The following is a 24,516-nucleotide window of genomic DNA, read 5'->3' on the forward strand; positions in this document are numbered from 1 at the left end:
TTCGTCGCTGCGCTCCTCGCAATGACGGGCTGGAGCTGCGTAGGGTGGGCAAAGGCGCACTTGCGCCGTGCCCACCATCGCACGCGCTATCTGGAACGGTGGGCACGCTTCGCTTTGCCCACCCTACGACTTGGCGTCTTCTTGGCTTTCTTTGCCGAGGCCTTCTTCGCCGCCTTCCTCCCCTTCGGCCGCTTGCGCAACGCGGCGCGCTGCGCGGCGGCGAGTGCGGCCCTTGCCCATTGCGCCAGCTCCTCCGAATCGTCGAACAACCGCGCCGGCAACTGCCAGTAGGAGTTCACCGTAACGGTCCGGGTGCTCGTCTGATATTGGAACGGCTTCGAGCCTTCCGCTTCAAACCGCGGAATGGTCTCTTCATCGGCACGAAAATAGAGCCCGGCCCGCAGCGATAATGCGAAATTGGTGCCATCAGCGGAAATACCGTAGCCGGAAAACATGCGGCGGATGGTGACTGGGCCGAAATCCGCAAACAGGTCGATCAGGAATTCGCGGTCCATCATGCGCCAGCCCCACTCTCACCCCTCATGGTGAGGAGCCGCGCAGCGGCGTCTCCGGACGATGCTCCGCATCGCCTTGAGAACCATGAGGCCCCACTGTGCCCGCGGCCATCCTGCGAGACGGCCGCAGCGCGGCCTCCTCAGGATGAGGTCAGCGCAAGCTGCGGCAGCTCGTTACACCTTCGCCGGCGTGAGCTGCACCGACTCGCCGCAGCCGCAGGCGGAGACCTGGTTCGGGTTGTTGAAGATGAACTGCGCCTGCATCTTATCGGCCTTGTAGTCCATCTCGGTGCCGAGCAGGAACAGGACCGCCTTGGGATCGACCAGGATCTTCACGCCCTTGTCCTCGACCACTTCGTCGGTCGGCCGGATTTCGTGGGCGTATTCGACCGTATAGGACTGTCCGGCGCAGCCGCCATTCTTGATGCCGACGCGAAGGCCGACGATCTCAGAATCGGCGCGCTTGGTCAGTTCCGTGATCCGCGCTGCCGCGGCGTCTGTCAGCCTCATCACCTGCGGGCGCGGCCGCGGCTTCGGCTTAGCAACTGGTGCGATGGTGTCCATTGCGGCGGCTCTCTCCCTACGACGCAGAGCGGCAAAGTCTGTCGTCTCAAAAATAACAACGAAATTCCGGCTGTGAAGGTCTCATGTTCGCAATTGGCTAGAACTTCTCCGAACGCCTCGCCTAGTAGATCGCCCATACTCCCGGTGTGACCAGTTCCAGCAGGTGATTGTCCGGATCGCGGAAGTAGATGCTCTTGCCGCCGCGCGGCCAATCGGTCCTGCCTTCGATCGCGACATCGTGCTCGCCGAGCCGCTTTTCCCAGGCCGGCAGTTCGTCCGCGCCGATGGCAAAGGCCGCATGGATCGGGCCGTTGCCGTTGTGCGGCGGAATGGTGCCGCCCGGCAGATGAACCGTCTCGAGCGTGGCGCCGCGACGAAACAGCAGCAGCACATTGCGGCCTCCTATGTCGAAGGCCATAAACCGCGAATCGCTCGTCAGCGGCTCAAGGCCAAGCACATCGGTGTAGAACGCGCGGGCGCGGTCGAGGTCATCGACATAGAGTGCGGTCTCGATGACACCGGATAGCTTCGGCAATGACCCTCACCACATGTTGAGCACGAGACGGGCCTCGTCGCTCATCCGATCCGGCGTCCACGCCGGCTCCCAGACCAGGTTGACGTTGACGACGCCGATGCCGGGAACACTGGCCAGCGCATTCTCCACCATGGTCGGCAATTCGCCGGCCGCCGGGCAGTTCGGCGTGGTCAGCGTCATCAAGACGTCGACGCTGCGGTCGTCCTTGAGATCGACCTTGTAGATCAATCCGAGCTCATAGATGTCGGCCGGGATTTCCGGGTCGAACACCGTCTTCAACGCGGCCACGATCTCCTGGCTGAGACGCTCGGTCTCTTCCGGCGGCAAGGCGGAGCTCGTCTCCACATGGGCGGTTTTGACGTCGTCGGCTGTCTCGGTCATGCGAACAATTCCCCGGCCTTGATCAAGGCTTGCGCCAGATGGTCGACCTCTTCCCTCGTATTATACATGCCGAACGAGGCCCGGCACGTGGCTGTGACATTGAACCGCTCTAAGAGCGGCATCACGCAATGGGTGCCGGCGCGCACCGCAATGCCCTGGCGATCGATCACGGTCGCGACATCATGGGGGTGGGCGCCCTTCATCTCGAAGGAGATCACCGGCCCCTTCTCCCGGGCGGTGCCGATCAGCCGCAGCGAATTGATCTCGCGCAGGCGCTCCTGGGCGTAGGTGAGCAGGTCGTGCTCATGGGCGGCGATGCGCTCCTTGCCGATCGAATTGACGTAGTCGATCGCAGCGCCCAGCCCGATCGCCTGGACGATCGGCGGGGTTCCGGCCTCGAATTTGTGCGGCGGGTCGCCATAGGTGACCCAGTCCTTTGCGACCTCGCGGATCATCTCGCCGCCGCCGTTATACGGACGCATCGCGACCAGGTGCTCGTGCTTGGCATAGAGCGCGCCGATGCCAGTCGGGCCGTAAACCTTGTGGCCGGTGAAGGCGTAGAAATCGCAGTCGAGGTCCTGGACGTCGATCGGCAAATGCACGGCACCCTGCGCGCCGTCGACCAGCACGGGAATGCCGCGGTCATGCGCGATCCTGACGACTTCCTTGACCGGGACCAGCGTGCCGAGCGCGTTCGACATCTGCGTGATCGCGACCAGCTTGGTGCGCGGCGAGAGCAGCTTCTCGAATTCCTCGATCAGGAAATTGCCGTCGTCGTCGACCGGCGCCCATTTGATGACAGCGCCATACCGCTCCCGCAGGAAATGCCAGGGCACGATGTTGGAATGGTGCTCCATGATCGAGAGCACGATCTCGTCGCCCTGCCCGATATTGGGCTCGCCCCATGACGAGGCGACCAGGTTGATCGCCTCGGTGACGTTGCGGGTGAAGATGATCTCTTCGCTGCGCCGCGCGTTGACGAACTTCGCCACTTTGGTGCGGGCGCCTTCGTAAGCCTCGGTCGCGGCATTGGCGAGGTAGTGCAGGCCGCGATGCACATTGGCGTATTCGGTCTTGTAGGCCTCGGCCATACGGTCGAGCACCGCGTTCGGTTTCTGCGCGGAGGCCGCGTTGTCGAGATAGACCAGTGGCTTGCCGTAGACCTTAAGCGCCAGCGCCGGAAAATCCGCGCGCACCCGCGCGATGTCGTAAGCGCCATTGGCGACCGCCGGATGCGTACTCATCCCCGTGCCTCCAGCCAGCGCTGTGCCGCCGCGATCACATGCTCTCGCAGCGAATCGTTCGCGATCGATTCGATGGCCTCGCCGACAAAGGCCTGGATCAGGAGCGCCTGCGCTTCCTTCTCGGGAAGACCGCGCGCACGCAGATAGAACAACAGGCTTTCGTCCAGCGCGCCGGTGGTCGCGCCATGGCCGCAGGTGACGTCGTCGGCAAAAATCTCGAGTTCCGGCTTGTTGTCGGCCTCGGCCTCGTCGGAGAGCAGGAGCGCCCGCGTCATCATCTTGGCGTCGGTCTTCTGCGCGTCCGGACGGACGACGATGCGGCCCTGGAACACCGAGTGGGCGCGGTCGTCGATCACGGCGCGGAACACCTCGCGGCTGGCGCAGTGCGGCACCGCGTGATCCATGAACATCGTGGTGTCGGCATGCTGCCGACCCTTGATCAGATTGACGCCGTTGGTGTCGACCCGCGCGCCCTCGCCCGCAAAGACGATGGTCGGCTGATAGCGGCTGACACCAGCGCCCGAGACCATGCCAAAGGTGTTGAGCTGCGCATGCGCGCCGAGCGTCACCGCGGCGGAAGCAATGTTGAAGGCCTCTAACCCGTCTTCGATCAGGCGGAGATGATCGAGCCGCGCATTGTCGCCGAGCGAAACGATCAGGGAGTCGTAGGTCTGATACGCCTTTGCACCTTCGGTGGCGACGAAGCTTTCCACCAGCGTCGCGCTCACGTCGCGGCCGAGCCGGAGCAGCGAACGCGTGAACATCGCAGCCGGTGCGCCCACGCTTGCGACATGGACCACGTGCAGCGGCTGCTCCAACACGGTGCCGTTGGCAATTTCGATCACGACGCCGTCGGTCGCCATCGCCGTGTTCAGCGCGATCATGGGATTGGAGTTATCTGATGCCAGCAACTCGCCCTGTAGCGGGCCGTCCCCCGCCTCCAGCACCTCGCGCAGCGTGCGGACCGAAAGGCCCTTCTCGCCCTTGCCGAGATCGGAAAGCTTTGGCGCGAACACGCCATCGACCAGCACGAGCCGCCGCGTGCCTTCGATCGTATGCAGCTTGAGCGCGGCTTCCGCGCGCGACAGAGCCGCCGCATCGGGTGCAGCCGCCAGCGGCAACACCTCGCGCATCAACGCGCGCAGGTCGGTATATTTCCAGTCCTCGATCCGGCGGTGCGGAAGGCCCGCGCCCTCAAAGGCCTCAAAGGCCTGCCGCCTTTGCTCAGCGACCTTGCCGGAGCCAGGCAACCGCTCGCGCGCGAGCGCAAAACTGGTGCTCACCGCGCGCCCGGTATCGGTTTTTGCCAACACGACGTTCATCACGAATTCCGTTCAGGCTTAGGCGTCTTCGAACTGCGCATAGCCGGATTCTTCCAGCTGCAGCGCCAGTTCCTTGCCGCCAGTCTTCACCACCGAGCCCTTGGCCATCACGTGCACATAGTCCGGCACGATGTAGTTGAGCAGCCGCTGGTAGTGGGTGATCACGACCATGGCACGCTCGGGCGAACGCAGCGCGTTGACACCGTCGGCCGCGATCCTGAGCGCGTCGATGTCGAGACCTGAGTCCATTTCATCGAGGATGCAGAGGCTCGGCTCGAACAGCGCCATCTGCAGGATCTCGTTGCGCTTCTTCTCGCCGCCGGAGAAGCCGACATTGACGCCGCGCTTGAGCATGTCCTGCGGAATGCTGAGCGACTTGGAGACCTCGCGGACTTTCTTCAGGAAGTCCGGTGTCGAATATTCGCTCTCGCCGCGCGCCTTGCGCTGCGCGTTCAGCGCAGTGCGCAGGAAATTCATGGTGGCGACGCCGGGGATTTCGACCGGGTACTGGAACGCCAGGAACACGCCCTTGGCGGCGCGCTCGTCGGGCGCCATCTCCAAGAGATCCTCGCCGCGGAACAGGATCTGTCCGCCGGTGACCTCATAGCCCGGCTTGCCGGCGATGACGTGCGAGAGCGTCGATTTGCCGGAGCCGTTCGGCCCCATGATCGCGTGCACCTCGCCCGGATTCACGGTCAGCGACAGGCCATGGAGGATCTCGCGATCCTCGACACGGACCTGCAGGTCTTTCACTTCAAGCAATGCCATTACAGTTTTCCTAGATGTCACCCCGAGGCGCCGGTACGGCAGGCCCGCCAGGGATGAGGATTATCCAACCGAACCTTCGAGAGAGATCGAGATCAGCTTCTGCGCCTCAACCGCGAACTCCATCGGGAGCTGTTGCAGCACGTCCTTGACGAAGCCGTTGACCACGAGGCCGACCGCTTCCTCCTGGCTCAGCCCGCGCTGCACGCAGTAGAACAGCACGTCCTCGGAGATCTTCGAGGTCGTCGCCTCGTGCTCGAACGTCGCCGACGAGTTCTTCGCCTCGACGTAAGGCACGGTGTGCGCGCCGCATTTGTCGCCGATCAGGAGCGAGTCGCAGGCGGTGTAGTTGCGCGCGCCGATGGCCTTGCGGTGCGCGGTGACGAGGCCGCGATAGGTGTTCTGCGACTTGCCGGCGGCGATGCCCTTGGAGATGATCCGGCTCGAGGTGTTCTTGCCGAGATGGATCATCTTGGTGCCGCTATCGACCTGCTGGTAACCGTTCGAGATCGCGATCGAGTAGAACTCGCCGCGCGAATTGTCGCCGCGCAGGATGCAGCTCGGATATTTCCAGGTGATGGCGGAGCCGGTCTCGACCTGGGTCCAGGAGATCTTCGAGTGGTCGCCGCGGCAATCGCCACGCTTGGTGACGAAATTGTAGATGCCGCCCTTGCCTTCCGAGTTGCCGGGATACCAGTTCTGCACCGTCGAATATTTGATCTCGGCGTCATCGAGCGCAACGAGCTCGACCACGGCGGCGTGGAGCTGATTCTCGTCGCGCTGCGGCGCAGTGCAGCCTTCAAGGTAAGAGACATACGAGCCCTTGTCGGCGATGATCAGCGTGCGCTCGAACTGGCCGGTGTTGCGCTCGTTGATGCGGAAATAGGTCGACAGTTCCATCGGGCAGCGGACGCCCGGCGGCACGTAGACGAACGAGCCGTCGGAGAACACCGCCGAGTTCAGCGTGGCGAAGAAGTTGTCCGTCGTCGGCACCACGCTGCCGAGATACTTCCTCACGAGTTCAGGATGCTCGCGGATCGCTTCCGAGATCGGCATGAAGATCACGCCGGCCTTCTTCAATTCCTTCTGGAAGGTGGTCGCAACCGACACCGAGTCGAAGACGGCGTCGACCGCGATCTTGCGCTGTTCCGACGGCTCCCCGCCCGGAGGCGGCTCGACACCCTCGAGGATCGCGACTTCCCGCAAGGGAATGCCGAGCTTCTCGTAGGTCTTGAGAATCTCCGGATCGATCTCGTCGATCGACGACAGCGTCTTCTTCGGCTTCGGCGCCGCGTAATAATAGAGGTCCTGGTAGTCGATCTTGGGATAGTTGACGCGCGCCCAGGTCGGCTCGGTCATGGTCAGCCAGCGGCGGTACGCCTCCAGGCGCCATTCCAGCATCCAGGCCGGTTCGTTCTTTTTCTCTGAGATGAAGCGGACGATATCTTCCGACAGCCCCTTGGGGGCCTTTTCGGACTCGATGAGCGTCTCGAACCCATATCGATACTGATCGACGTCGATCCGTCGGACACGGTCGACCGTCTCCTGTACAGCAGGCATTTAATCCTCCGCTCGCGGTTTCAAGGACCGCGGTGGATCAGTTCTAAAGAGTGGTACGGTTAGTGGACGAAAACCCGCTTAGAACCGTTCAAGCTGTGTTTCGTCCCACTCTAAGTAAGGTATTGGCGAGCTTTAGCCAAGCCTTTACGGCCAAATCTATGTCTGTGGTGGATGTAGACCAGCCAAGACTAAGCCGCACTGCTCCCTGGGCGAGGTCCGGCCGGAACCCCATCGCGGCCAGCACATGTGACGGCTGGACCTTTCCGGAGGAACACGCGGAACCCGAGGATACCGCGATTCCGGCGAGGTCGAAGCCGATCACGGCTGTCTCGGCCTTCAGCCCGGGCGCGGTGAACAGCGTCGTATTGGGCAGCCGAGGCACGCCATCCGAGAATACAATAATACCATCAACTTCCCTCAGGCCAACCTCAAGTCGGTCCCTTAGGGCCTGCAGCCGGACTGCGTCGGTCGCGAGGCCTGCCATCGCGGCCTTGGTAGCCGCGCCAAAGGCCGCGATGCCGGCAACGTTCTCCGTACCGGCGCGGCGCCCGAGCTCCTGGCCGCCGCCGCGCAGAAGCGGTTCGAGCCTCTCCACGCCCTCCACCAGAACCATGGCCCCGACGCCCTTGGGGCCGCCGATCTTGTGCGCGGAGAGCGTCACCATATCCGCCTGCAATGAGCCGAGATCGAAGGGAATTTTCCCGAAGGCCTGGATCGCATCGACGTGAAGCAAGCCGCTGGCGGCATGAACGATCTCGGCCGCCTCCCTGACCGGCTGCAGTGCGCCGGTCTCGTTATTGGCCAGCATGACCGACACCAATGCCGGCGGACCGTCAGCAAGCTTGCCGCGGAGATCATCGAGGTCCAGCACGCCTGACGGCGTCACCGCGACCGTTTCGATCGCCTCGGCCGCAAAGCGTCCCCCTGACAGCACCGAGGCATGCTCGATCGCCGACACCAGGAGCCGCTGGACAGCAGCACCACCGCCGCGTCGCACCCCCGGCGTCAACGCCAGCGCATTCGCTTCCGTGCCGCCAGAGGCAAACACCACATCCTGCGCCCTGCCGCCGACCGCCGCGGCAATCGCGCTTCTCGCCTCCTCGATCAGCCGCCGCGCCTGCCGCCCCTCGGCATGCACCGAGGACGGATTGCCGCACAGCTCCCACGCGGCAGCCATCGCCGCCTTCGCCTCGGGGCGAATCGGCGTGGTCGCATTCCAGTCGAGATAGACGCGGTCCGCCATGGAGTAATATAATACCTTAGCACTTCTTGCGGGTTCTAGCCGGCAATCTTCGCTCGAATCCTGCCGGCGTTATGCCAGTTGGTGATCGCAGCACCGCCCGCAATCACCAGCTAACGCATTGAACACGCTTGGCGTTGTTCAAGATGCTTGCTTTTTGCCCCTCGCCTCATGCTAGAACGCGCGGGCCTCAAAAACCAACCGAGGCGTCGTTCGTTCGCGGGAAGCCGCCTGACGACGCCGTTCACGGTAAATCCAGCCACTTTATCTGCCGGGGGCCGATGAAGTCAGCACAACTCGGTTGATTGCTCAGCGCCAACCAAGGGTCAAGCGTAGGATCACTCAAGGGATCACTGATGCCTGAAGTTATTTTCAACGGCCCGGCGGGCCGTCTCGAAGGCCGCTACCACCCGGCCAAGCAGAAGAACGCGCCGATCGCCATGATCCTGCATCCGCACCCGCAGTTTCACGGCACGATGAATCACCAGATCGTCTACCAGTGCTACTATGCCTTCGCGCATCGCGGCTTCTCGGTGCTGCGCTTCAACTTCCGCGGGGTCGGCCGCAGCCAGGGCTCGTTCGACCACGGCACCGGCGAATTGTCGGATGCAGCCTCCGCGCTCGACTGGGCGCAGAGCATCAATCCCGAGGCGCGCGCCTGCTGGGTCGCGGGCTTTTCGTTCGGCGCCTGGATCGGCATGCAGCTTCTGATGCGCCGGCCCGAGGTCGAGGGATTCATCTCGATCGCGCCGCCGGCCAATCTCTATGACTTCTCGTTCCTGGCGCCCTGCCCTTCCTCCGGACTGATCGTGCATGGCGACAAGGACGCCGTGGTGCCGCCCAAGGACGTCAACACGCTGGTCGAGAAATTGAAGACGCAGAAGGGCATCGTGATCGATCAGCAGATCATCCCCGGCGCCAACCATTTCTTCGACGGCAAGCTTGAGCCATTGATGGAAACGGTCACCGGCTATCTCGACATGCGTCTCGCCAACGTGCGCTGACGCCGCGATCCCGTAGCCCGGGTGGAGCGAAGCGCAACCCGGGACAACTGCATCCGCGTCACGAGCGGCCCCGGATTGCGCTCCGCTCCATCCTAGCTACGAAGACGGCCGCGTTACGCCGCAAGCTTCAACAAATGCGCGTCATGCTGCTTGAGGAAGGCGCGCAGCAATTGCGGATAGTCGGCGCCAACCGCGGCCTTCACGCTCGGGCGTTTCGCCAACTCCGCGCGCCACTTCCGAGCCTTCGGCATGTCCTTGAACACCGCAAGGTCGATGAATTCGTCGAACACGTCGAAATAGCGGAAGATCGGCGCGAACACCGCATCCACCAGGCTGAATTCCTCGCCTGCAAAGTACGGACCCGCGCCGAGCGCCGCCTCGATGCGGGCGAATTTGGTGGTGACCGCCTCCCGCTTGGCCTCGAAGGTCGCGGCATCCTTGGCAGTCTCGAGGCCCCAGAGATCGCTCAAAATCGCCGAGCCGAATTCCATCCAGGCGCGATGTTCGGCGCGCGCAAGCGGGTTCTGCGGGTGCAGCTTGGCGCCAGGTTGCGTCTCCTCGATGTATTCGCAGATCACGTTGCTCTCGAACAGCGCCACCTCGCCCTTTTCGGTCGCAACCGTCAGTACCGGCACCTTACCAAGCGGCGATATCTTCAGAAACCAGTCCGGCTTGTTAGCGAGATCGATATCGATCCGTTCGAAGGCGACGCCCTTCTCTGCGAGAGCGATCACCGCGCGCTGCACATAGGGACAGAGCTTGTGGCTGATCAGTTTCAACGCAGCGGCCATGGCGCACTCCTCGCTAGTTTCATGCACTCGCATGCATCTAAATGCATTTGCATAAAACAGTCAAGAAGGATGCAATTGCATCTACCCTTTAAGGCCGCGCGATGACACCCCCGGTCATGGGAATCGGCACGCCGGTCGTGGCGGGATAACTGAGCGGCAGGCCCTTCATGCCGCGCACGGCGAGGAATCCGAACGCCTGTGCCTCGATCGCGTCCGGCGACCAGCCGAGCGCATCGGCCGCTTCGACGGTCGCGGGCGCAACCCGCTCGCGCAGCATCCGCAGCATGGTCAGATTGCGCGCACCGCCGCCGGCGACAATCCAGCTCTTCGGCACCTTCGGCAATAGAGGCACCACGCGGGCAATCGCGGCCGCGGTGAAGGCGGTCAGCGTCGCCGCGCCGTCGGCGGGTGCGACGTCCCCGAGCTTCAATGCGGCGAAATCATTGCGATCCAGCGATTTCGGCGGCGGCAGCGCGAAGAACGGCAATTCCAGCGCGCGGGCAATCCAGGCCTCATTGGCCCTGCCCTGGGCGGCGAACCGGCCGTCGGTGTCGAACGGCTGGCTCATCATGCGGAACATGTAGTCGTCGAGCAGCGCGTTGCCGGGACCGGTGTCGCAGGCGATCAGCGTGTCGGTGCCGTCGATATAGGTGATGTTGGAGACGCCGCCGACATTGACCACCGCGGTCGGCCCCTCGCGCTGCACGGATTGCACCAGCGCCCGGTGATAGACCGGCACGAACGGCGCGCCCTGACCGCCAGACGCCACATCGGCGGCGCGGAAATCATACATCACGGGAATGTGGATCGCCTTCGCCAGCGCCGCGGCGTCGCCGATCTGCACCGTCAATTGGCGCTCAGGCCGGTGCAGCACGGTCTGGCCGTGGAAGCCGACAATGTCGATCTCCTCCGGCGTGATGCGATTCTGCGCGGTGAAGGCGGCGACCGCCTCGGCATGCGCCAGCGTCACGGCTCGTTCGGCCTCGGCAAGGATCCCGGGCCGGGCGTCGCGGTGCGATAGATGGACGGCCTCGGTAAGCGCCTGGCGCAGCAGGCTGCGCTCGGCATTGGTGTAGGGCCGGTAGCCGGACGGCCCGAACGACTTGACCTGCTTTCCATCGGTTTCGATCAGTGCCACGTCGACCCCGTCGAGTGAGGTCCCGCTCATCAGACCGAGTGCGGTCAACATCATCCCTGTGCCTTCGACGCCCCTTTTGCCCTGCCCTGATGCCCGGCTTGTATCAAACAAGCACATCTTATAATGCCACAGCGCGCCTCGCGGCGGCAGCCCGTTCGGTCATGGTTCCGCAACCGGCTGCAATTACCGTAAAACAAGAATGATCAGAGTCGCCGACAAATGACTACATTTAAATCGGATTTTATGAATGAGCTGCAGTGGCGCGGCTTCGTTCATCAGGTGTCGGACGCGGCGGGCATCGACGCGCTCGCCGCCAAGGGGGAGGTCGTGGCCTATGTCGGCTACGACTGCACGGCCCCGTCCCTGCATGTCGGCCATTTGTTGTCCGCCATGATGCTGCACTGGCTGCAGGAGAGCGCCGGCGGCAAACCGATCACCTTGATGGGCGGCGGCACCACGCGCGTCGGTGACCCCTCCGGCAAGGACGAGACGCGTCAAATTCTCTCCATCGAGCAAATTGACGCGAACAAGGAATCCATCAAGCACGTCTTCAAGCGCTTCCTGACGTTCGGCGACGGCAAGACCGATGCCGTGATGGCCGACAATGCGGAGTGGCTGACCAAGCTCAATTACATCGAAATGCTGCGGGATATCGGCCGCCACTTCTCCGTGAACCGCATGCTTTCCATGGACTCGGTCAAGCTCCGCCTCGAACGCGACCAGGAGATGAGCTTCATCGAATTCAACTACATGATCCTGCAGTCCTACGACTTTGTCGAACTGGCACGTCGGTACGGCTGCAATTTGCAGATGGGCGGCTCCGATCAATGGGGGAACATCGTCACGGGTGTGGACCTCGGCCGCCGCATGGGTACCCATCAGCTCTACGCATTGACGACGCCGCTGCTGACCACCGCTTCCGGCGCCAAGATGGGCAAGACTGCAGCCGGCGCGGTCTGGCTGAACGCCGACCAGTTCAGCCCCTACGATTACTGGCAATACTGGCGCAACACGGAAGATGCCGATGTCGGACGATTCCTGAAACTGTTCACGACGCTTTCGATGAGCGAGATCGGGAAGCTGGAGGCGCTGCAGGGCTCCGAGACCAACGAGGCCAAGAAGGTGTTGGCGACCGAGGCGACCGCCCTGCTCCACGGCCGCGATGCCGCCGTTGAGGCTGCCGAGACCGCGCGCCGCACCTTCGAGGAAGGCGCGCTCGCGGAGACGCTGCCCACGATCGAAATTCCGCGCGGCGAACTGGATGCCGGCATCGGCGTGCTGGCCGCCTATGTGAAGGCCGGCCTCGTCGCCTCCAATGGCGAGGCGCGGCGCCAGATCAAGGGCGGCGGCTTGCGCGTCAACGACGTCGCCGTCACCGACGAGAAGATGGTGCTGACGCCGTCCGACCTCACCGCGGAAGGTGTGATCAAGCTGTCGCTCGGCAAGAAGCGGCACGTCCTGTTGAAGGCTGCATAGGCGCATTCGCTTTTTGCGGCTTGTGGGGAGCTGCGGAAACGCGCTCCCTCCTCCCATGGACAAGAACACGCCCGGGGAGGAAATCGCTGCGAAGCCGCCGACGCGCGTCGCGCTCAACGTGCTCGCGCTGTGCTTTGCGCTCGCGTTGATCGGCCGCGGCCTCGGCGAAAGTTTCACCGTCTTCCTGAAACCGATCTCGGAGAGCTTCGGCTGGGATCGCGCGCAGATCGTCTCGGTCTATTCGCTGACCTGGCTTGTCGGCGGCCTGACGGCGCCACTGATCGGCCGCCTGTTCGACCATTCGGGGCCGCGAGTCGTCTATTCGCTCGGCCTGTTCCTGCTCGGCGGCTCATTCCTGGTCGCGGCGCATGCGCAATATCTGTGGCAGTTGCAATTCAGCATCGGCCTCTGCGTCGGAGTCGGGATCGCCTTCATCGGCAATGTGCCGAACTCGATCCTGCTCGGCCGCTGGTTCGGCCCTCGCCTGCCGACCGCGATGGCGGTGGTCTATTCCGCAACCGGCGCCGGGGTGCTCGTGCTGCTGCCGGCCTCGCAACTCTTGATCGATCGCGTCGGCTGGCGCGGCGCCTACCAGATCTTCGGCATCACGGCGCTGTGCCTGCTGGTGCCGCTATTGCTGTTGCCATGGCAGCGGTTCTCGCGCGGCTCGCCGCATGTGGTGAAGAAAGCCGATCTTGACATCGTAGACGAAGGCTGGACGCTGCTCGGCGCGATACGCCACCACGCCTTCTGGGCGCTGTTTGCCACGTTCTTCTTCACCGCGATCGGCATGTACGCGATCTCGGCACAGATCGTCGCCTATCTGATCGACGCCGGCTTTCCGCCGCTACAGGCCGCGACCGCCTGGGGGTTCAGCGGCGTCGTGCTGCTGTTCGGCATGCTCGGCGTTTCCGAACTCGACAGCATCATCGGACGCCGGCCGTCAGTCCTGCTCAGCTATGCGATCTCGATCCTTGGCATCATCCTGCTCTGGCTGCTGCAGTGGTATCCGAACTTCTGGCTCTTGACCGGCTTCGTCGTCTGTTTCGGCAGCATGATCGGCTCGCGCGGCCCGCTGATCACGGCCACCGCGATGAAGATCTTCCGCGGCAAGCGGGTCGGCACGATCTATGGCACCATCTCGATCGGCAGCGGGCTCGGCTCCGCGTTCGGATCCTGGGCCGGCGGCCTGATCCACGACTTCGCCCACAGCTACAATCCGGTGATCGCATTCGCGCTGGTCAGCGTGATCCTGGGAATGATTCCGTTCCTGGTCGTGCCGGCACTGCGCCGCTGATCAAGGGCGCCTCGGAGGTATCCCCTTGATGGCATACCCGATTCACGATTGGTAAGACACTTCCTGCTATGCCTCGGGACACGATACCCGCAGAGGCCGCAATGAACCTTCTCAGCCGACTGACGATCCGCACCAAACTCGCCTGCATAGTGGCTCTCGCGGCACTGACCGTTTTCGCAATCGTCGCGGGTGCGGCCTGGATCAACCGAAACCGCATGCTGGACGACCGCGTCGCACAGATGCGGACGGCGGCCGACCTGCTCTACGGCGTGGCGCAGTCGCTGCAGGAGGATGTCGCTGCCGGAAAGATGACGGTCGCCGAGGCGAAGGAGCAGTTTCGCCAGCGCGGCCGGAAAATGACTTTCAACAACGGCCAGGGATATCCGAACGCCTACAATATCGCCGATACGTCGCTGCTGTTGAACAGCGCCAATCCCAAGCTCGAAGGCAAGATCAACGGCACCAAGGATGCCAATGGCGTCCTGATCGCGGATGCCCAGATCGCTGCCGGCCGGCAAAGCCCGGAAGGCGGCACCACATCCTACCTTTATCCGCGTCCCGGGCAGACCGTGCCGGCGCGGAAAATGACCTATGTTCGCAGCTTCGAGCCGTGGAACATCGTCATGAGCTACGGTCTCTATGTCGATGATATCGACGCCGACATGAATGCCGTCCTGCTGGAGCTTGGCGCGATCGGCGGCGGTCTGATGTTGCTGATGGGGTTGTTGTCGTGGCTGATTGCCCGCGACGTCGTGGGCGCATTGGAGCGTCAGAAGAACCGGATGCAGCGCATTGCCGAAGGCTCGCTCGACGAAGCGGTCGAGGAGACGAGCCGCCGTGACGAGATCGGCCGCATGGCGGAAACGCTGGAGGTCCTGCGGCAGACCGCGATCACCGCACGGGCGCTGGAAGCCGAACAGGTTGCAACCAAGCAGCGGAGCGAGAAGGAAAAGCGCGACGCCTTGATCGCCCTCGCCGATCGCTTTGATGCATCGGTTGGCCAGCTCGTCGGACTGATGGCGTCGGGATCCAGCGAGCTGGAAGCCACCGCAAAGTCGATGTCCTCGACCGCCGAGGGCACCAATCACCGTGCCGCGGTGGTCGGTTCGGCCGCAACGGAGGCAAGCTCTCGGGTCCAGACGGTAGCTTCGGCCGCCGAGGAATTGTCCTCCTCGATCTCCGAGATCAGCCGCCAGGTCGCGCAGTCGGCCAATGTCACCGGCCGCGCCGTCGAGAGCGCGCGCCGCACCGATACCATCGTGCGGGCGCTCGCCGACGGCGCCCAGCAGATCGAGCACGTCGCCGAGCTGATCTCCAGCATTGCCGAGCAGACCAACCTCCTCGCGCTCAACGCGACGATCGAAGCCGCACGTGCCGGTGAAGCCGGCCGTGGTTTTGCCGTGGTCGCCTCCGAGGTCAAGACTCTCGCAAGCCAGACCGCGGAAGCCACCAAAGAGATCGCCACGCGCATCGCGCAGATCCAGGGCGCGACCAAGGAAGCGGTCGAGGCGATCGACGGCATCACCGCCACGATCGAGGAAGTCAGCACCATCGCCACCTCGATCGGCTCCGCAATCGAGCAGCAGGGCGCAGCAACGGCCGAAATCGCACGCAGCGTGTCGCAGACGGCGGAAGCGACCAAGGAAGTCACGACCAATATCGGCGGAGTGAGCGCCGCGGCCAACGAGACCGGCAACGCCGCCGGCCTCGTTCTGACCGCAGCGAGCAACCTGTCCAAGCAGGCCGAGCAGCTCTCCGGCGAAGTCTCGACCTTCCTCGCCGGCGTCCGCGCCGCGTGAGCCGGCGCCTTGCCGTCTGATGCAGCCCAAAGAAAGTCGCACGTGTCAGCTTCGCTGACATGTCTCAGCGAAAAAATTCTTGGCGCCTTGAGATGCCAGGTGAAATGCGTGGCCGACAAAAAGAAACCGGTCTAGTCTTCCTGACGCGTGGGTGGAAACCCGGCGCAAGAATAGACGCCAATCGCTATTGCTGCCACGGCCACCGTCGGACTTCGTTCGCGCAACCGGCGCTGGGGCAATCGGACTGCAGCCCGATCTTGATACGTTACAACGGTTGACATCGTTCCGCGGAGACTGACGGCGGCCTGTCGAGAAGAGACAGGATCGAGCTTGGTCAATTCCAAACGGGAGGAACGGCAATGGGTAACGACTTGAGAACCGCGTGTGACGGCGTTCTGCAGAAAGTAGTGACCGGCAAAGACCGCGTTCCGGGCGTGGTGGCGATGATCACCGACCGCTCGGCCAACACCTACGAAGGCGCAGCCGGTGAGCGTAGCATTGGCGGCAGTCAGGCAATGACGACCGACACGGTCTTCGCAATCTTTTCGACCACAAAAGCAATCACCGGGACGGCGGTCCTGCAATGTGTCGAGGAAGGCAAGCTCGACCTGGACGCCCCGGCCAAGACCTACGTTCCCGAGATCGGCAAGGTCGAGGTGCTCGAAGGCTTTGACGCGCAGGGCAGGCCAACGCTGCGGGCGCCGAAACGCGACATCACCACCCGCATGCTGATGCTGCACACGGCCGGCTTCGGCTACGACTTCTTCAACGCCAATTACTTTCGCCTCGCGCAAGAACACGGCCAGCCGAGCGTGATCACCTGCTCAAGGGCATCACTGATGACGCCGCTCCTGTTCGATCCCGGCGACAAGTGGGAATATGGCAGCAACCTCGACTGGTGCGGCCAGGTCGTCGAGCGCATTCGCGGCAAGCGCCTCGGAGAGGTGTTGAAGGACCGGGTTTTTGCGCCGCTCGGCATGGATGATATCGCCTTTTCGCTGACGCCTTCGATGCGTGAGCGCCTTGCCGTCATCCACCAGCGCGAAGCCGATGGCGCGCTGACCCCCCTTCCCGATCTGCAATTGCCACCCGAGCCGGAGGTCGACATGGGCGGCCACGGACTTTACGCCTCGATCGGCGAATACATGAAATTCATCCGCATGTGGCTGAACGATGGAGCGGGGCCACAGGGCCGCGTGCTGAAGCAAGAGACGGTCGAGGCCGCCGTACGTAATGGCCTTGAGGCGCACCAGACCGTGGTAATGCTGCCCGGCGTGATTCCGACCCTGTCGAACGATGCGGAGTTCTTCCCCGGACTGAAGAAGTCCTGGTCCTACACCTTCATGGTCAACGACGAGGACGCTCCGACCGGCCGCCCGGCAGGTTCGATCGGCTGGGCCGGGCTCGCCAACCTGTTCTATTGGATCGATCGAAAGAACGGGTTCGGAGGATATTGGGCGACGCAGATCCTGCCGTTCGGAGATCCGACATCGTTCGGCGGCTACCTCGATTTCGAGACAGCCGCCTATGCAAGTGGAGAGGTGCGCGCAGCGGCATAGTGCCGATGAAGCGAAGCGGCCTACCTCGCGCCGCCACGCTTCGCGGCTCTTGAATCTGCGTGGTTTGCGGCATTCGTGGCCGGAACCGCATGCAGTCGGCCAGTCTGTCCTTCGGCAGGCTGGCCTCTGTCATCCCCGAATTCGAAATGGTGCGCGCGATCCATCGGCCGAGCGGCATCGAGAGGGTATTGCGATAACGACAAGAAAACTGGTCCGAACTTCAGGGGCATTGCTCACAGGAGGAGAAGTGTTATGACGAACGTGCAAGGTGACTCGCGCAGCGCAGGCGCCAAAGCAGACTACGATGCGATCATCATCGGCGCCGGGTTCTCCGGCATGTACATGTTGCATTCGTTGCGCGACAAGCTCGACATGAATGTCACCGTGTTTGAGGCCGGCGACGGCGTCGGCGGCACCTGGTACTGGAATCGCTATCCAGGCGCACGCTGTGACTCGGACAGCTACATTTACTGCTACACGTTCGACAAGAACCTGCTGCAGGAATGGAACTGGTCCGAGCGCTATCCGGAGCAGGACGAGATCCTGCGCTACCTCGAGCACTGCGCGGAGCGCTTCGACCTCAAGCCCGACATCCAGTTCGGCAAGCGCGTCACCGAGGTCGTCCTCGATGAGGACACCGGGCTCTGGACGGTGCGCACCGACAACGGCGACGTCGCCAAAGCGCGTTTCGTTATCACCGCGGTCGGCGCCCTGTCGGCAGCCAACATGCCGCCGTTCAAAGGGCTCGGCTCCTTCCAGGGCAAGTGCTACCACACCAGCCAGTGGCCACACGACGGCGTCGACTTTACCGCAAAGCGTGTCGGGGTCATCGGCACCGGCGCCACCGCAGTGCAGGCGGTCCCGGAGATCGCGCAGCAGGCCAAGCACCTGACGGTGTTCCAGCGTACACCGGCCTTCTGCGTGCCGGCGCGCAACGGCAGTGTCGATCCCGAGGTCACCAGGGCCCGCAAGGCCGATTACGACGGGATCCGCCGGCGCATCAAGGACTCGTTCTTCGGCTTCGAGTTGGATTTCATCCCGAGGTCGGTGCTCGAAGCGACGCCTGAGGAGCGCGAGCGAGAATTCGACAGGATGTGGGATGCAGGAGGCTTTGCCTTCTGGCTGGCCAACTATCAGGACATGTTCTTCTCCAAGGAGGCGAACAATATCATTGCCGACTACCTCAAGAGCAAGATCCGCTCCACCGTCAACGATCCGGTCACGGCCGAGAAACTGACACCCAAGACCTATCCTTACGGCACCAAGCGGCAGCCGCTCGACACCAACTACTTCGAGACTTTCAACAAGAAGAACGTAACTTTGGTGGATGCGAGCACCGACGGCTCGATCGAGGAGATCACGCCGAATGGGATTCGCGCCGGCGGCAAAGAATACCCGCTCGACATCATCGTCGTCGCCACTGGTTTCGATGCCCTGACCGGCCCGCTGAAATGCCTCGGCATCAAGGGGCGTGGCGGCAGGGCGCTGGCGCAGGAATGGGAGGACGGCCCGGTGACCTACCTTGGCGTCGCGATCGCCGGCTACCCGAACCTGTTCATGATCACCGGCCCCCAGAGCCCCTCGGTGCTTTCGAACATGCCGGTGTCGATCGAACAGCATGTCGAGTGGATCACCGAATGCATCGCCCACATGCGACGAAGCAAGCTTGCGACCATCGAGGCTAGCCCGCAGGCGCAGGAAGCGTGGGGCACTCACGTCGCGGAGGTGGTCAACTCGACGCTGATGACCACGGCCAATTCGTGGTACATGGGAGCCAACATCGCCGGCAAGGCTCATCGCTTCCTGCCCTATCTCGGCCCAGAAGGCGTCGGCGGCTACCGCAGGAAGTGCGCCGAGATCGCCGAGAAAGGCTACGAGGGCTTCATGTTCACGAGCGAAGGCCAGGGTGGAACGGTGCACCCAATTGCGGCCGAATGAACCTGACAATCATTGACCGGGAGCGGCGTTCGGTGTCGCCACTCCCGGCCCGTCGAAGACCTTGAAGTGCGATCGTCCACCTATGTCGCGCTTATGAAGCGCGACGGCAATTCGTCTCGATTTCCTATCAACCCGGGCACATGATCCAGGCATCGGCTGCTACTCAGCGCCCGGCGGCCACCGCATCGCCATGACGCGGGCAAGGGCGTGTGACCGAAAAGGCCACTTCATATGGTTGATCAGGATTCGATCCTTTCACGGAAATGGCTATCGGCTATGACCGGTTCGCCCCGATCCGGGCGTTCCGCCCTGGCCATCGATAATGATGCGGCGGATGACGTTGCCGACATCTACAATCAGGCTGGCGACGATTACGGCGCCTATGCCGATGGCGATCCTTCGCAACCATTTGCCTTTGACGGGATGCATGCCTATGCGGATCGGTGCGTCTGGGACGTATTGGAAACAAGACTGGCTGACCTGCGGGCTTCCGGGGCAAGATCGGTCAGGTTTCTCGATGCGGGTTGCGGGCCCGGCACATGGCTGCGACGACTGGTCATGCGCGCACAGGCGCTCGGGTTCAGCAGCATCACCGCGCGCGGATTTGACATTGCGCAGGCACAGATCCAGCGGGCCCGCTTGGCGGCTCGAAATCTTTCCGGCCTCCCCGGGGTAAGTCTCACATTCGACGTCGCAGACCTTTCGGACCGGTTGCCGGAACCCGATTGCTCGGTCGATATCACGCTGTGCCTGTACAGCGCACTCAGTCATCTGCCCACTGAAAGGCTGACGGATATCGCGACTGAGATCGCGCGTGTGACGTCAGGACATTTCATAACGACCGTGCGCCCGATTGGCAGCACGCCAACGGCCTTCGTGGACTCGGTGGAGAACGTCCGCAGCTTGAAACATGATCACATCAAGGACCGGTGTGAAATCGACCTCTGCGACGGCCGGCATATGGCATTCGGCTTTCACCTGTTTACCGCGGTCGAATTGCGAAGCCATTTCGCGGGGAATTTCGAGATTGAAGATCTGCGAGGTCTCGACCTGTTCCACAGCCGGTTCACGCCGGATAGCCGGTGGAATCCGGTCTTGCAGGCGGACGACAGTCATCTCGCCGACGAACTCAAGCGGCTTGAGACGGCGTATGCCGCGAGTGCGGAGTTCATGGATCGCGCCACCCATCTCCTGCTGGTGGCGCGCGGCCGCCGCACCGTTACACGTCTCAAGTAAGCCTCAGGACGCGGCAAGGGTTCTTCGCAGGCGCGCGATTGCACCGGGGACACCACGCACCTTAATGATCCGGCCCATGGCGTCGTAGTTCTCCGACAGCACGTGCACGTGCCCATACACGTCGCTGAGCAGCCGCTGTTTCGCATACGGCACCACGAATTCTTCTTCCACCATCGCAGCCTCGAAGAAAGCGATGATCGTCTCGCGCAGTGCCGCCACGTCTGCCGGCGACCTTGCAGAGAGGAAAATCGCGTCCGGGTGCTTCGTGCGGAGCGCGGCGCGATCCGCCTCGTTCACGCGATCGATCTTGTTGAGGAGCAGGCGCGACGGAACGACCTCCGCGCCGATCTCGCGCAGCACGTTGCGGCTCACATCGAGTTGCGACTCGTAGGTCGGATCGGACGCATCAAGGACGAACAGCAATAGCGATGCTTCCAGCGCTTCGGCAAACGTGGATCGGAACGACGCCACGAGGTCATGCGGCAACTTCTTGATGAAGCCCACAGTATCCGAGACGAGTATACGCGGCGTCGTTTCCGGCCGCAGAGCGCGCACCGTCGTATCAAGCGTCGCGAACAGCTTGTCCGCGATCAGGACCTCGCTACCCGTGAGGGCTTGCATGAGCGACGACTTCCCTGCGTTCGTATATCCGACCAGCGCGACCCGAAGCTGATCGCGACGTGCGGCGCGACGCTGGTCGCTATCCCGCTGAATAGCCGACAGTTGCTCCTTCAGCTCGGCGAGACGGTCGCGGATCTTACGTCGTTCGACCTCGAGATCGGATTCGCCCGCACCGTAGCCCTGCCGCCGCTCGCCACCGGCCGCCGATTCCCGCAGGCGTGGCGCGATATACTTCAAGCGCGCCATCTCGACCTGCAACTTCGCCTCCCGGCTATGTGCATGACGATGGAAAATCTCCACAATCACCCCGGTCCGATCCAGTACCTCCGCGCCGGTTGCTTGTTCAATATTGCGCGCCTGGTTCGGCGAGATGTCATGATCGACGATCACGTATTCCGGCATCAATGGCGCCGCCAAATCAGGCTCAGTCGGCCCGGCGGCCGACTCCTTCCCGTCGGCGTCTTCAAAGCGCTCGCGGGCCCTTGGCTTCCGGACGTGTGCCATCGATCCGACAACGCCTGTCCCGCCAGTCATCGCTGCGAGCTCCTCAAGTTTCCCCTTGCCGAGCACCGTCGCGCCGTCGAGCTCGTCGCGCTTCTGCGATAGCGTGCCGACAACTTCGTAACCGAGCGTCTTCACCAGACGGCCCAACTCCGCAAGGCTCGCGGCATGCGCGTGGTCGTCGATGCCCGGGAGCTGGATGCCGACCAGGATCGCGCTCGGGATGCGTTCCTCTGCCACGCGGCTTTCTCCAGTCTTTGCCATTGGCTTTATCCTGTGCGTGAGGCGCTCAGCAGACGACCGATCGCCTGGCATCTCGCGGAAGTCGCGCCTGTGCGTTGCACGCGGACGGGTCGCTATCGCGAATCCTGTCTGCTGGTGCTGGGTTCAAGACAATCCCGGGAGCTATGGATCAATGTCTGATGTGACGATCTTCGCACGCCGAACCAGCGCTCCATGCGGTCGAACAGCCATCGCATTGGAACGGGATGACGTGACGCTATCTCACTCGGGAAACAGACGTGGACGCAGCGTCCTCAACATAGGTGAAGCGGCATAAACAAACGAGACGGACCAACGGGCTTCAATATAATGGCCGCATCAATGAGCCGCTGCGGGGTGGCAGGTCTCGTTCTCGCCTCGACTCTCCAGATAGCGATGTCACTCAGCCTTGGCGGGCTTCCTGCGCAGCACAATGATTGGAACATGCGGCGTGGTGCTGATCACGATCTGGGGTTCACCATCGGATGCGTGGCTTCTTAGCGTCTCCAATACCAGAAAGAACTTTTCGGCAAGCATAGCGTAAACCTCGCTGACCTTTGCATTTTCCGGATTTCAACGAGTCGAATTGCAACCGATTCAACCACTCGCATCGGATGGCGGCAAATGGATTCGCGCGGCAGAATTCGGCTATTGGCGGTTTTCCTCGTTTTGCAGTCCAGGCTGCGTTCCGCCGAGCGATGAACGCTCGGGTCCGGCAGTATCGGGAGTTGTGCAGTCCCGACCCGTAACATCGCCTTCTTGGGCCGCGATGCCGCGATGATGCGTCGGTTCCATCGAGAGGACCAGACTGAAAGCTTCGGGAACTGAGAAACCGGCTTGATCTGGCTCACCCAAACGGATGAGCTCTCCGGAGAGATTGATTAATGTCGTTCTTCCTTTTGGATCGCGCTGCGTTGTGTTATCGAATCGTCATCCAACTGTCACACAATCGCACATGTCAGAAGACGATACGCCTGAGCCCGCCCGGGAAAGTGCACGCGCCGCGCACGGGATCAATAGCGCCATTGCCGCACAGGACAACAAAAGACCGGACGACTCTGTTGCCTCCAGGCAACACGGCGTCGCGGAGCCTCATTCGCAGGAACCGCCGAAGACCCTCCTTCATGAGGCGCAGCATCAAGGTGATGAGGTCACGCCAGAAATCCCTGTGCAAAACGGTGCGACGCCTGCCGGCAGTGAGATCGAACTCAAGCTCCTTGTCGATGCTGATCGCATGGCGGATTTCAACGCCGCTCCAATCATCGCGACGAATGCGCGCAACAAGGGCACACGAAAGCACCTCAAGTCCGTCTACTACGATACGCCCGAGCGGACGCTGAGACGAAACGGATTAAGCCTGCGGGTTCGCCAGAACGGCGCACGATTCGTGCAGACCGTGAAAGCCGAATTCGGAGACGATCCGCTCCGGCGTGGCGAGTGGGAGGCGAACGTCCCATCGATTGCTCCCGATGTCGAACTGGCGATGCCTTTCGTCCCGGCCAAACTGCGCTCGGATCTTCGACGTCATCAGCTTGAGGCGGTCTTCACCGCCGATATCCACCGGCACGCGCGCATCGTCGAGCTGCCATCCGGAACGATCGAGGTCGCTTTCGACCAGGGAGTGCTGAAGTCAGGCGATCAATCGATGCCCGTGAGCGAGATCGAGTTGGAGCTCAAGGGTGGAAGCGCCAGCGCAATCTACGACCTCGCGCTTCGGCTCGCGGACCATGGGTCAGTGCGACCGTCAATCCGCAGCAAGTCGGCGCGCGGCTTTGACCTTGCGGCCGAGGCGTCGCCAGCCCTGCGGAAGCCGCGAAAGCTTCGCCTCGACCCGACAATATCCCTCGATGAGGCCTTCGCAAAGATCCTGCGCTCCTGTCTTCACCATCTTCTTGGGTCTCTGGCAGCGGCCGAGGACGGCCGTGATCCTGAGGGAGTCCATCAGCTTCGCGTGTCGCTGCGCCGCCTTCGCGCGGCCCTGGATTTGATGCGATCCGTTGGGCCATTGGGCAATCTCGACTCATTCCGGTCGGAAGCAAGATGGCTGGCACGAAACCTTTCTGCCGCACGCGATTGGGACATGTTTCAACGGGGGACGCTGCCGACCATCGCGCAGGCCTGTCCCTCGGTCGCGGGCTTTGATGCCCTGGAGCAGGCCGCAGAGGAACGCCGGTCAGCCGCCTACCAGAAGGTACGTCTCGCGTTGGCTGACCGCCGATGCTCATGTTTCCTGATCGGCCTCGGCGGCTGGATTGAGGCCCGGGGATGGCGGAGCGACGTCGCTCCCGAAGATCTCGGACGACTGACCGAGCCCGCCGTTAACTTCGCCGGACGCATCCTGTCGGAACAGCATGCGAGAGTGCTCAAGCGCGGCCGCCGCTTCAAGTCGCTTCCGGCGGAAAAGCTGCACCGGTTGAGGCTCGCCGCGAAGAGACTGCGCTACGTCGCCGACTTCCTGTTGCCGCTGTACGGAGACCGAAAGTCCGTCAGGCGATTCTCTCGCGGGCTGGCCGACCTGCAGGAGGAACTTGGTTCCTTTAACGACATGGCGATCACAAACGCGCTTTTCGCAGAACTCGGTGACGAGTTCTCGCAGAGCGGCACGGCTGCAGCCGCCATCACCGGCTGGCAGGCACACGCATCGATCGGCGTTGAGGCGCGCCTGCGAAACACGTGGCTGGATTTCAGGAAAACAAAAGCACCGTGGTCGAGGGCAGCAGAGGCGTGATTTGGTTCTCGCGCTCGGAAGGACGCAGGCCATACAACTGA

Annotated in this window: 22 protein-coding genes; 9 read left to right on the top strand and 13 right to left on the bottom strand. The window is 62.8% G+C overall.

All coding sequences use genetic code 11. The features are described 5' to 3' along the window. Positions 1-86: 86 nt before the first annotated feature. From OZ411_RS11055 to OZ411_RS11095, 9 genes are all read right to left on the bottom strand, one after another. A complete protein-coding gene (locus OZ411_RS11055; RefSeq protein WP_130584211.1) occupies positions 87-515 on the bottom strand; it encodes a TfoX/Sxy family protein in 429 nt (142 codons plus the stop codon). A gap of 174 nt (positions 516-689) precedes the next feature. Next, the gene (locus OZ411_RS11060; RefSeq protein ID WP_130584210.1) at positions 690-1,079 is read right to left on the bottom strand and encodes an iron-sulfur cluster assembly accessory protein; all 390 of its coding nucleotides are present in this window, start codon (positions 1,077-1,079) and stop codon (positions 690-692) included. 121 nt (positions 1,080-1,200) lie between these two features. Beyond that, a complete protein-coding gene (locus OZ411_RS11065) occupies positions 1,201-1,614 on the bottom strand; it encodes a VOC family protein (protein WP_282527953.1) in 414 nt (137 codons plus the stop codon). Positions 1,615-1,620: 6 nt separating this feature from the next. Further along, positions 1,621-1,995, bottom strand: a complete 375-nt coding sequence (locus OZ411_RS11070) for an SUF system Fe-S cluster assembly protein (RefSeq protein WP_130578796.1) — start codon at positions 1,993-1,995, stop codon at positions 1,621-1,623. Beyond that, positions 1,992-3,239 (bottom strand): cysteine desulfurase, encoded by a 1,248-nt coding sequence (locus OZ411_RS11075; protein ID WP_282527954.1) that lies wholly within the window; start codon positions 3,237-3,239, stop codon positions 1,992-1,994. Before OZ411_RS11075 ends, OZ411_RS11070 begins: the two co-directional genes overlap by 4 nt. Then, positions 3,236-4,561, bottom strand: a complete 1,326-nt coding sequence (sufD, locus tag OZ411_RS11080) for a Fe-S cluster assembly protein SufD (RefSeq protein WP_282527955.1) — start codon at positions 4,559-4,561, stop codon at positions 3,236-3,238. Before sufD ends, OZ411_RS11075 begins: the two co-directional genes overlap by 4 nt. Before the next feature lie 18 nt (positions 4,562-4,579). Further along, complete coding sequence (sufC, locus tag OZ411_RS11085; RefSeq protein ID WP_282527956.1) at positions 4,580-5,329, bottom strand: Fe-S cluster assembly ATPase SufC; 750 nt, start codon at positions 5,327-5,329, stop codon at positions 4,580-4,582. Between the two features lie 60 nt (positions 5,330-5,389). Continuing rightward, the gene (gene sufB, locus OZ411_RS11090; protein WP_130578800.1) at positions 5,390-6,886 is read right to left on the bottom strand and encodes a Fe-S cluster assembly protein SufB; all 1,497 of its coding nucleotides are present in this window, start codon (positions 6,884-6,886) and stop codon (positions 5,390-5,392) included. Between the two features lie 88 nt (positions 6,887-6,974). Next, a complete protein-coding gene (locus OZ411_RS11095; RefSeq protein WP_282527957.1) occupies positions 6,975-8,129 on the bottom strand; it encodes a cysteine desulfurase family protein in 1,155 nt (384 codons plus the stop codon). Positions 8,130-8,482: 353 nt separating this feature from the next. Here OZ411_RS11095 and OZ411_RS11100 point away from each other — a divergent pair, with 353 nt between their 5' ends. Then, a complete protein-coding gene (locus OZ411_RS11100; protein ID WP_028169230.1) occupies positions 8,483-9,130 on the top strand; it encodes an alpha/beta hydrolase in 648 nt (215 codons plus the stop codon). A gap of 113 nt (positions 9,131-9,243) precedes the next feature. On the opposite strand, the gene OZ411_RS11105 is transcribed toward OZ411_RS11100, so the two are convergent. Both OZ411_RS11105 and OZ411_RS11110 read right to left on the bottom strand, forming a co-directional pair. Then, positions 9,244-9,921 carry a glutathione S-transferase family protein gene (locus tag OZ411_RS11105; protein ID WP_130578802.1) on the bottom strand — a complete coding sequence of 226 codons (678 nt, stop codon included), beginning with the start codon at positions 9,919-9,921 and terminating at the stop codon, positions 9,244-9,246. An 88-nt stretch (positions 9,922-10,009) separates the two neighbouring features. Next, on the bottom strand, positions 10,010-11,113 hold the full coding sequence (locus OZ411_RS11110; RefSeq protein WP_282527958.1) for an anhydro-N-acetylmuramic acid kinase: 1,104 nt from the start codon (positions 11,111-11,113) through the stop codon (positions 10,010-10,012). A gap of 165 nt (positions 11,114-11,278) precedes the next feature. On the opposite strand from OZ411_RS11110, the gene tyrS reads away from it, so the two are divergent. From tyrS to OZ411_RS11140, 6 genes are all read left to right on the top strand, one after another. Then, positions 11,279-12,535, top strand: a complete 1,257-nt coding sequence (tyrS, locus tag OZ411_RS11115; RefSeq protein ID WP_282527959.1) for a tyrosine--tRNA ligase — start codon at positions 11,279-11,281, stop codon at positions 12,533-12,535. Between the two features lie 55 nt (positions 12,536-12,590). Next, entirely contained in the window at positions 12,591-13,832 is a 1,242-nt protein-coding gene (locus OZ411_RS11120) for an MFS transporter (RefSeq protein WP_282527960.1), read from the top strand. 101 nt (positions 13,833-13,933) lie between these two features. Continuing rightward, a complete protein-coding gene (locus OZ411_RS11125; RefSeq protein WP_282527961.1) occupies positions 13,934-15,631 on the top strand; it encodes a methyl-accepting chemotaxis protein in 1,698 nt (565 codons plus the stop codon). Between the two features lie 359 nt (positions 15,632-15,990). Further along, positions 15,991-17,190 (top strand): serine hydrolase domain-containing protein, encoded by a 1,200-nt coding sequence (locus OZ411_RS11130; protein ID WP_130578807.1) that lies wholly within the window; start codon positions 15,991-15,993, stop codon positions 17,188-17,190. A gap of 252 nt (positions 17,191-17,442) precedes the next feature. Then, on the top strand, positions 17,443-19,128 hold the full coding sequence (locus tag OZ411_RS11135) for an NAD(P)/FAD-dependent oxidoreductase (protein WP_282527962.1): 1,686 nt from the start codon (positions 17,443-17,445) through the stop codon (positions 19,126-19,128). A gap of 276 nt (positions 19,129-19,404) precedes the next feature. Then, positions 19,405-20,364 (top strand): class I SAM-dependent methyltransferase, encoded by a 960-nt coding sequence (locus tag OZ411_RS11140; protein ID WP_282527963.1) that lies wholly within the window; start codon positions 19,405-19,407, stop codon positions 20,362-20,364. Between the two features lie 3 nt (positions 20,365-20,367). Here the strand turns inward: OZ411_RS11140 and hflX are convergent, their stop codons facing one another. Then, positions 20,368-21,750, bottom strand: a complete 1,383-nt coding sequence (hflX, locus tag OZ411_RS11145) for a GTPase HflX (protein ID WP_282527964.1) — start codon at positions 21,748-21,750, stop codon at positions 20,368-20,370. Between hflX and OZ411_RS11150 the strand changes: the two genes are divergently transcribed. Further along, positions 21,655-21,909: a hypothetical protein gene (locus OZ411_RS11150; protein ID WP_282528021.1), complete on the top strand. Its 255-nt coding sequence runs from the start codon at positions 21,655-21,657 to the stop codon at positions 21,907-21,909. The genes hflX and OZ411_RS11150 overlap by 96 nt on opposite strands. Positions 21,910-22,146: 237 nt before the next feature. On the opposite strand, the gene OZ411_RS11155 is transcribed toward OZ411_RS11150, so the two are convergent. Beyond that, positions 22,147-22,284 carry a hypothetical protein gene (locus OZ411_RS11155; RefSeq protein WP_282527965.1) on the bottom strand — a complete coding sequence of 46 codons (138 nt, stop codon included), beginning with the start codon at positions 22,282-22,284 and terminating at the stop codon, positions 22,147-22,149. Between the two features lie 418 nt (positions 22,285-22,702). Between OZ411_RS11155 and OZ411_RS11160 the strand changes: the two genes are divergently transcribed. Next, positions 22,703-24,475 carry a CYTH and CHAD domain-containing protein gene (locus OZ411_RS11160; protein ID WP_282528016.1) on the top strand — a complete coding sequence of 591 codons (1,773 nt, stop codon included), beginning with the start codon at positions 22,703-22,705 and terminating at the stop codon, positions 24,473-24,475. Positions 24,476-24,516 lie beyond the last annotated feature (41 nt).

The organism is Bradyrhizobium sp. Arg237L (assembly GCF_029990105.1).
Taxonomy (GTDB): domain Bacteria; phylum Pseudomonadota; class Alphaproteobacteria; order Rhizobiales; family Xanthobacteraceae; genus Bradyrhizobium.

Coding starts and splice junctions, on each gene's coding strand:
- OZ411_RS11135 (WP_282527962.1), top strand. CDS start 17,443: ATGACGAACGTGCAAGGTGACTCGCGCAGCGCAGGCGCCAAAGCAGAC.
- OZ411_RS11055 (WP_130584211.1), bottom strand. CDS start 515: ATGGACCGCGAATTCCTGATCGACCTGTTTGCGGATTTCGGCCCAGTC.
- OZ411_RS11100 (WP_028169230.1), top strand. CDS start 8,483: ATGCCTGAAGTTATTTTCAACGGCCCGGCGGGCCGTCTCGAAGGCCGC.
- OZ411_RS11150 (WP_282528021.1), top strand. CDS start 21,655: ATGCGCGTGGTCGTCGATGCCCGGGAGCTGGATGCCGACCAGGATCGC.
- OZ411_RS11070 (WP_130578796.1), bottom strand. CDS start 1,995: ATGACCGAGACAGCCGACGACGTCAAAACCGCCCATGTGGAGACGAGC.
- OZ411_RS11120 (WP_282527960.1), top strand. CDS start 12,591: ATGGACAAGAACACGCCCGGGGAGGAAATCGCTGCGAAGCCGCCGACG.
- OZ411_RS11060 (WP_130584210.1), bottom strand. CDS start 1,079: ATGGACACCATCGCACCAGTTGCTAAGCCGAAGCCGCGGCCGCGCCCG.
- hflX (WP_282527964.1), bottom strand. CDS start 21,750: ATGGCAAAGACTGGAGAAAGCCGCGTGGCAGAGGAACGCATCCCGAGC.
- tyrS (WP_282527959.1), top strand. CDS start 11,279: ATGACTACATTTAAATCGGATTTTATGAATGAGCTGCAGTGGCGCGGC.
- OZ411_RS11110 (WP_282527958.1), bottom strand. CDS start 11,113: ATGATGTTGACCGCACTCGGTCTGATGAGCGGGACCTCACTCGACGGG.
- OZ411_RS11160 (WP_282528016.1), top strand. CDS start 22,703: ATGTCAGAAGACGATACGCCTGAGCCCGCCCGGGAAAGTGCACGCGCC.
- OZ411_RS11130 (WP_130578807.1), top strand. CDS start 15,991: ATGGGTAACGACTTGAGAACCGCGTGTGACGGCGTTCTGCAGAAAGTA.
- OZ411_RS11075 (WP_282527954.1), bottom strand. CDS start 3,239: ATGAGTACGCATCCGGCGGTCGCCAATGGCGCTTACGACATCGCGCGG.
- sufD (WP_282527955.1), bottom strand. CDS start 4,561: ATGAACGTCGTGTTGGCAAAAACCGATACCGGGCGCGCGGTGAGCACC.
- OZ411_RS11095 (WP_282527957.1), bottom strand. CDS start 8,129: ATGGCGGACCGCGTCTATCTCGACTGGAATGCGACCACGCCGATTCGC.
- OZ411_RS11105 (WP_130578802.1), bottom strand. CDS start 9,921: ATGGCCGCTGCGTTGAAACTGATCAGCCACAAGCTCTGTCCCTATGTG.
- OZ411_RS11125 (WP_282527961.1), top strand. CDS start 13,934: ATGAACCTTCTCAGCCGACTGACGATCCGCACCAAACTCGCCTGCATA.
- sufB (WP_130578800.1), bottom strand. CDS start 6,886: ATGCCTGCTGTACAGGAGACGGTCGACCGTGTCCGACGGATCGACGTC.
- sufC (WP_282527956.1), bottom strand. CDS start 5,329: ATGGCATTGCTTGAAGTGAAAGACCTGCAGGTCCGTGTCGAGGATCGC.
- OZ411_RS11140 (WP_282527963.1), top strand. CDS start 19,405: ATGACCGGTTCGCCCCGATCCGGGCGTTCCGCCCTGGCCATCGATAAT.
- OZ411_RS11155 (WP_282527965.1), bottom strand. CDS start 22,284: ATGCTTGCCGAAAAGTTCTTTCTGGTATTGGAGACGCTAAGAAGCCAC.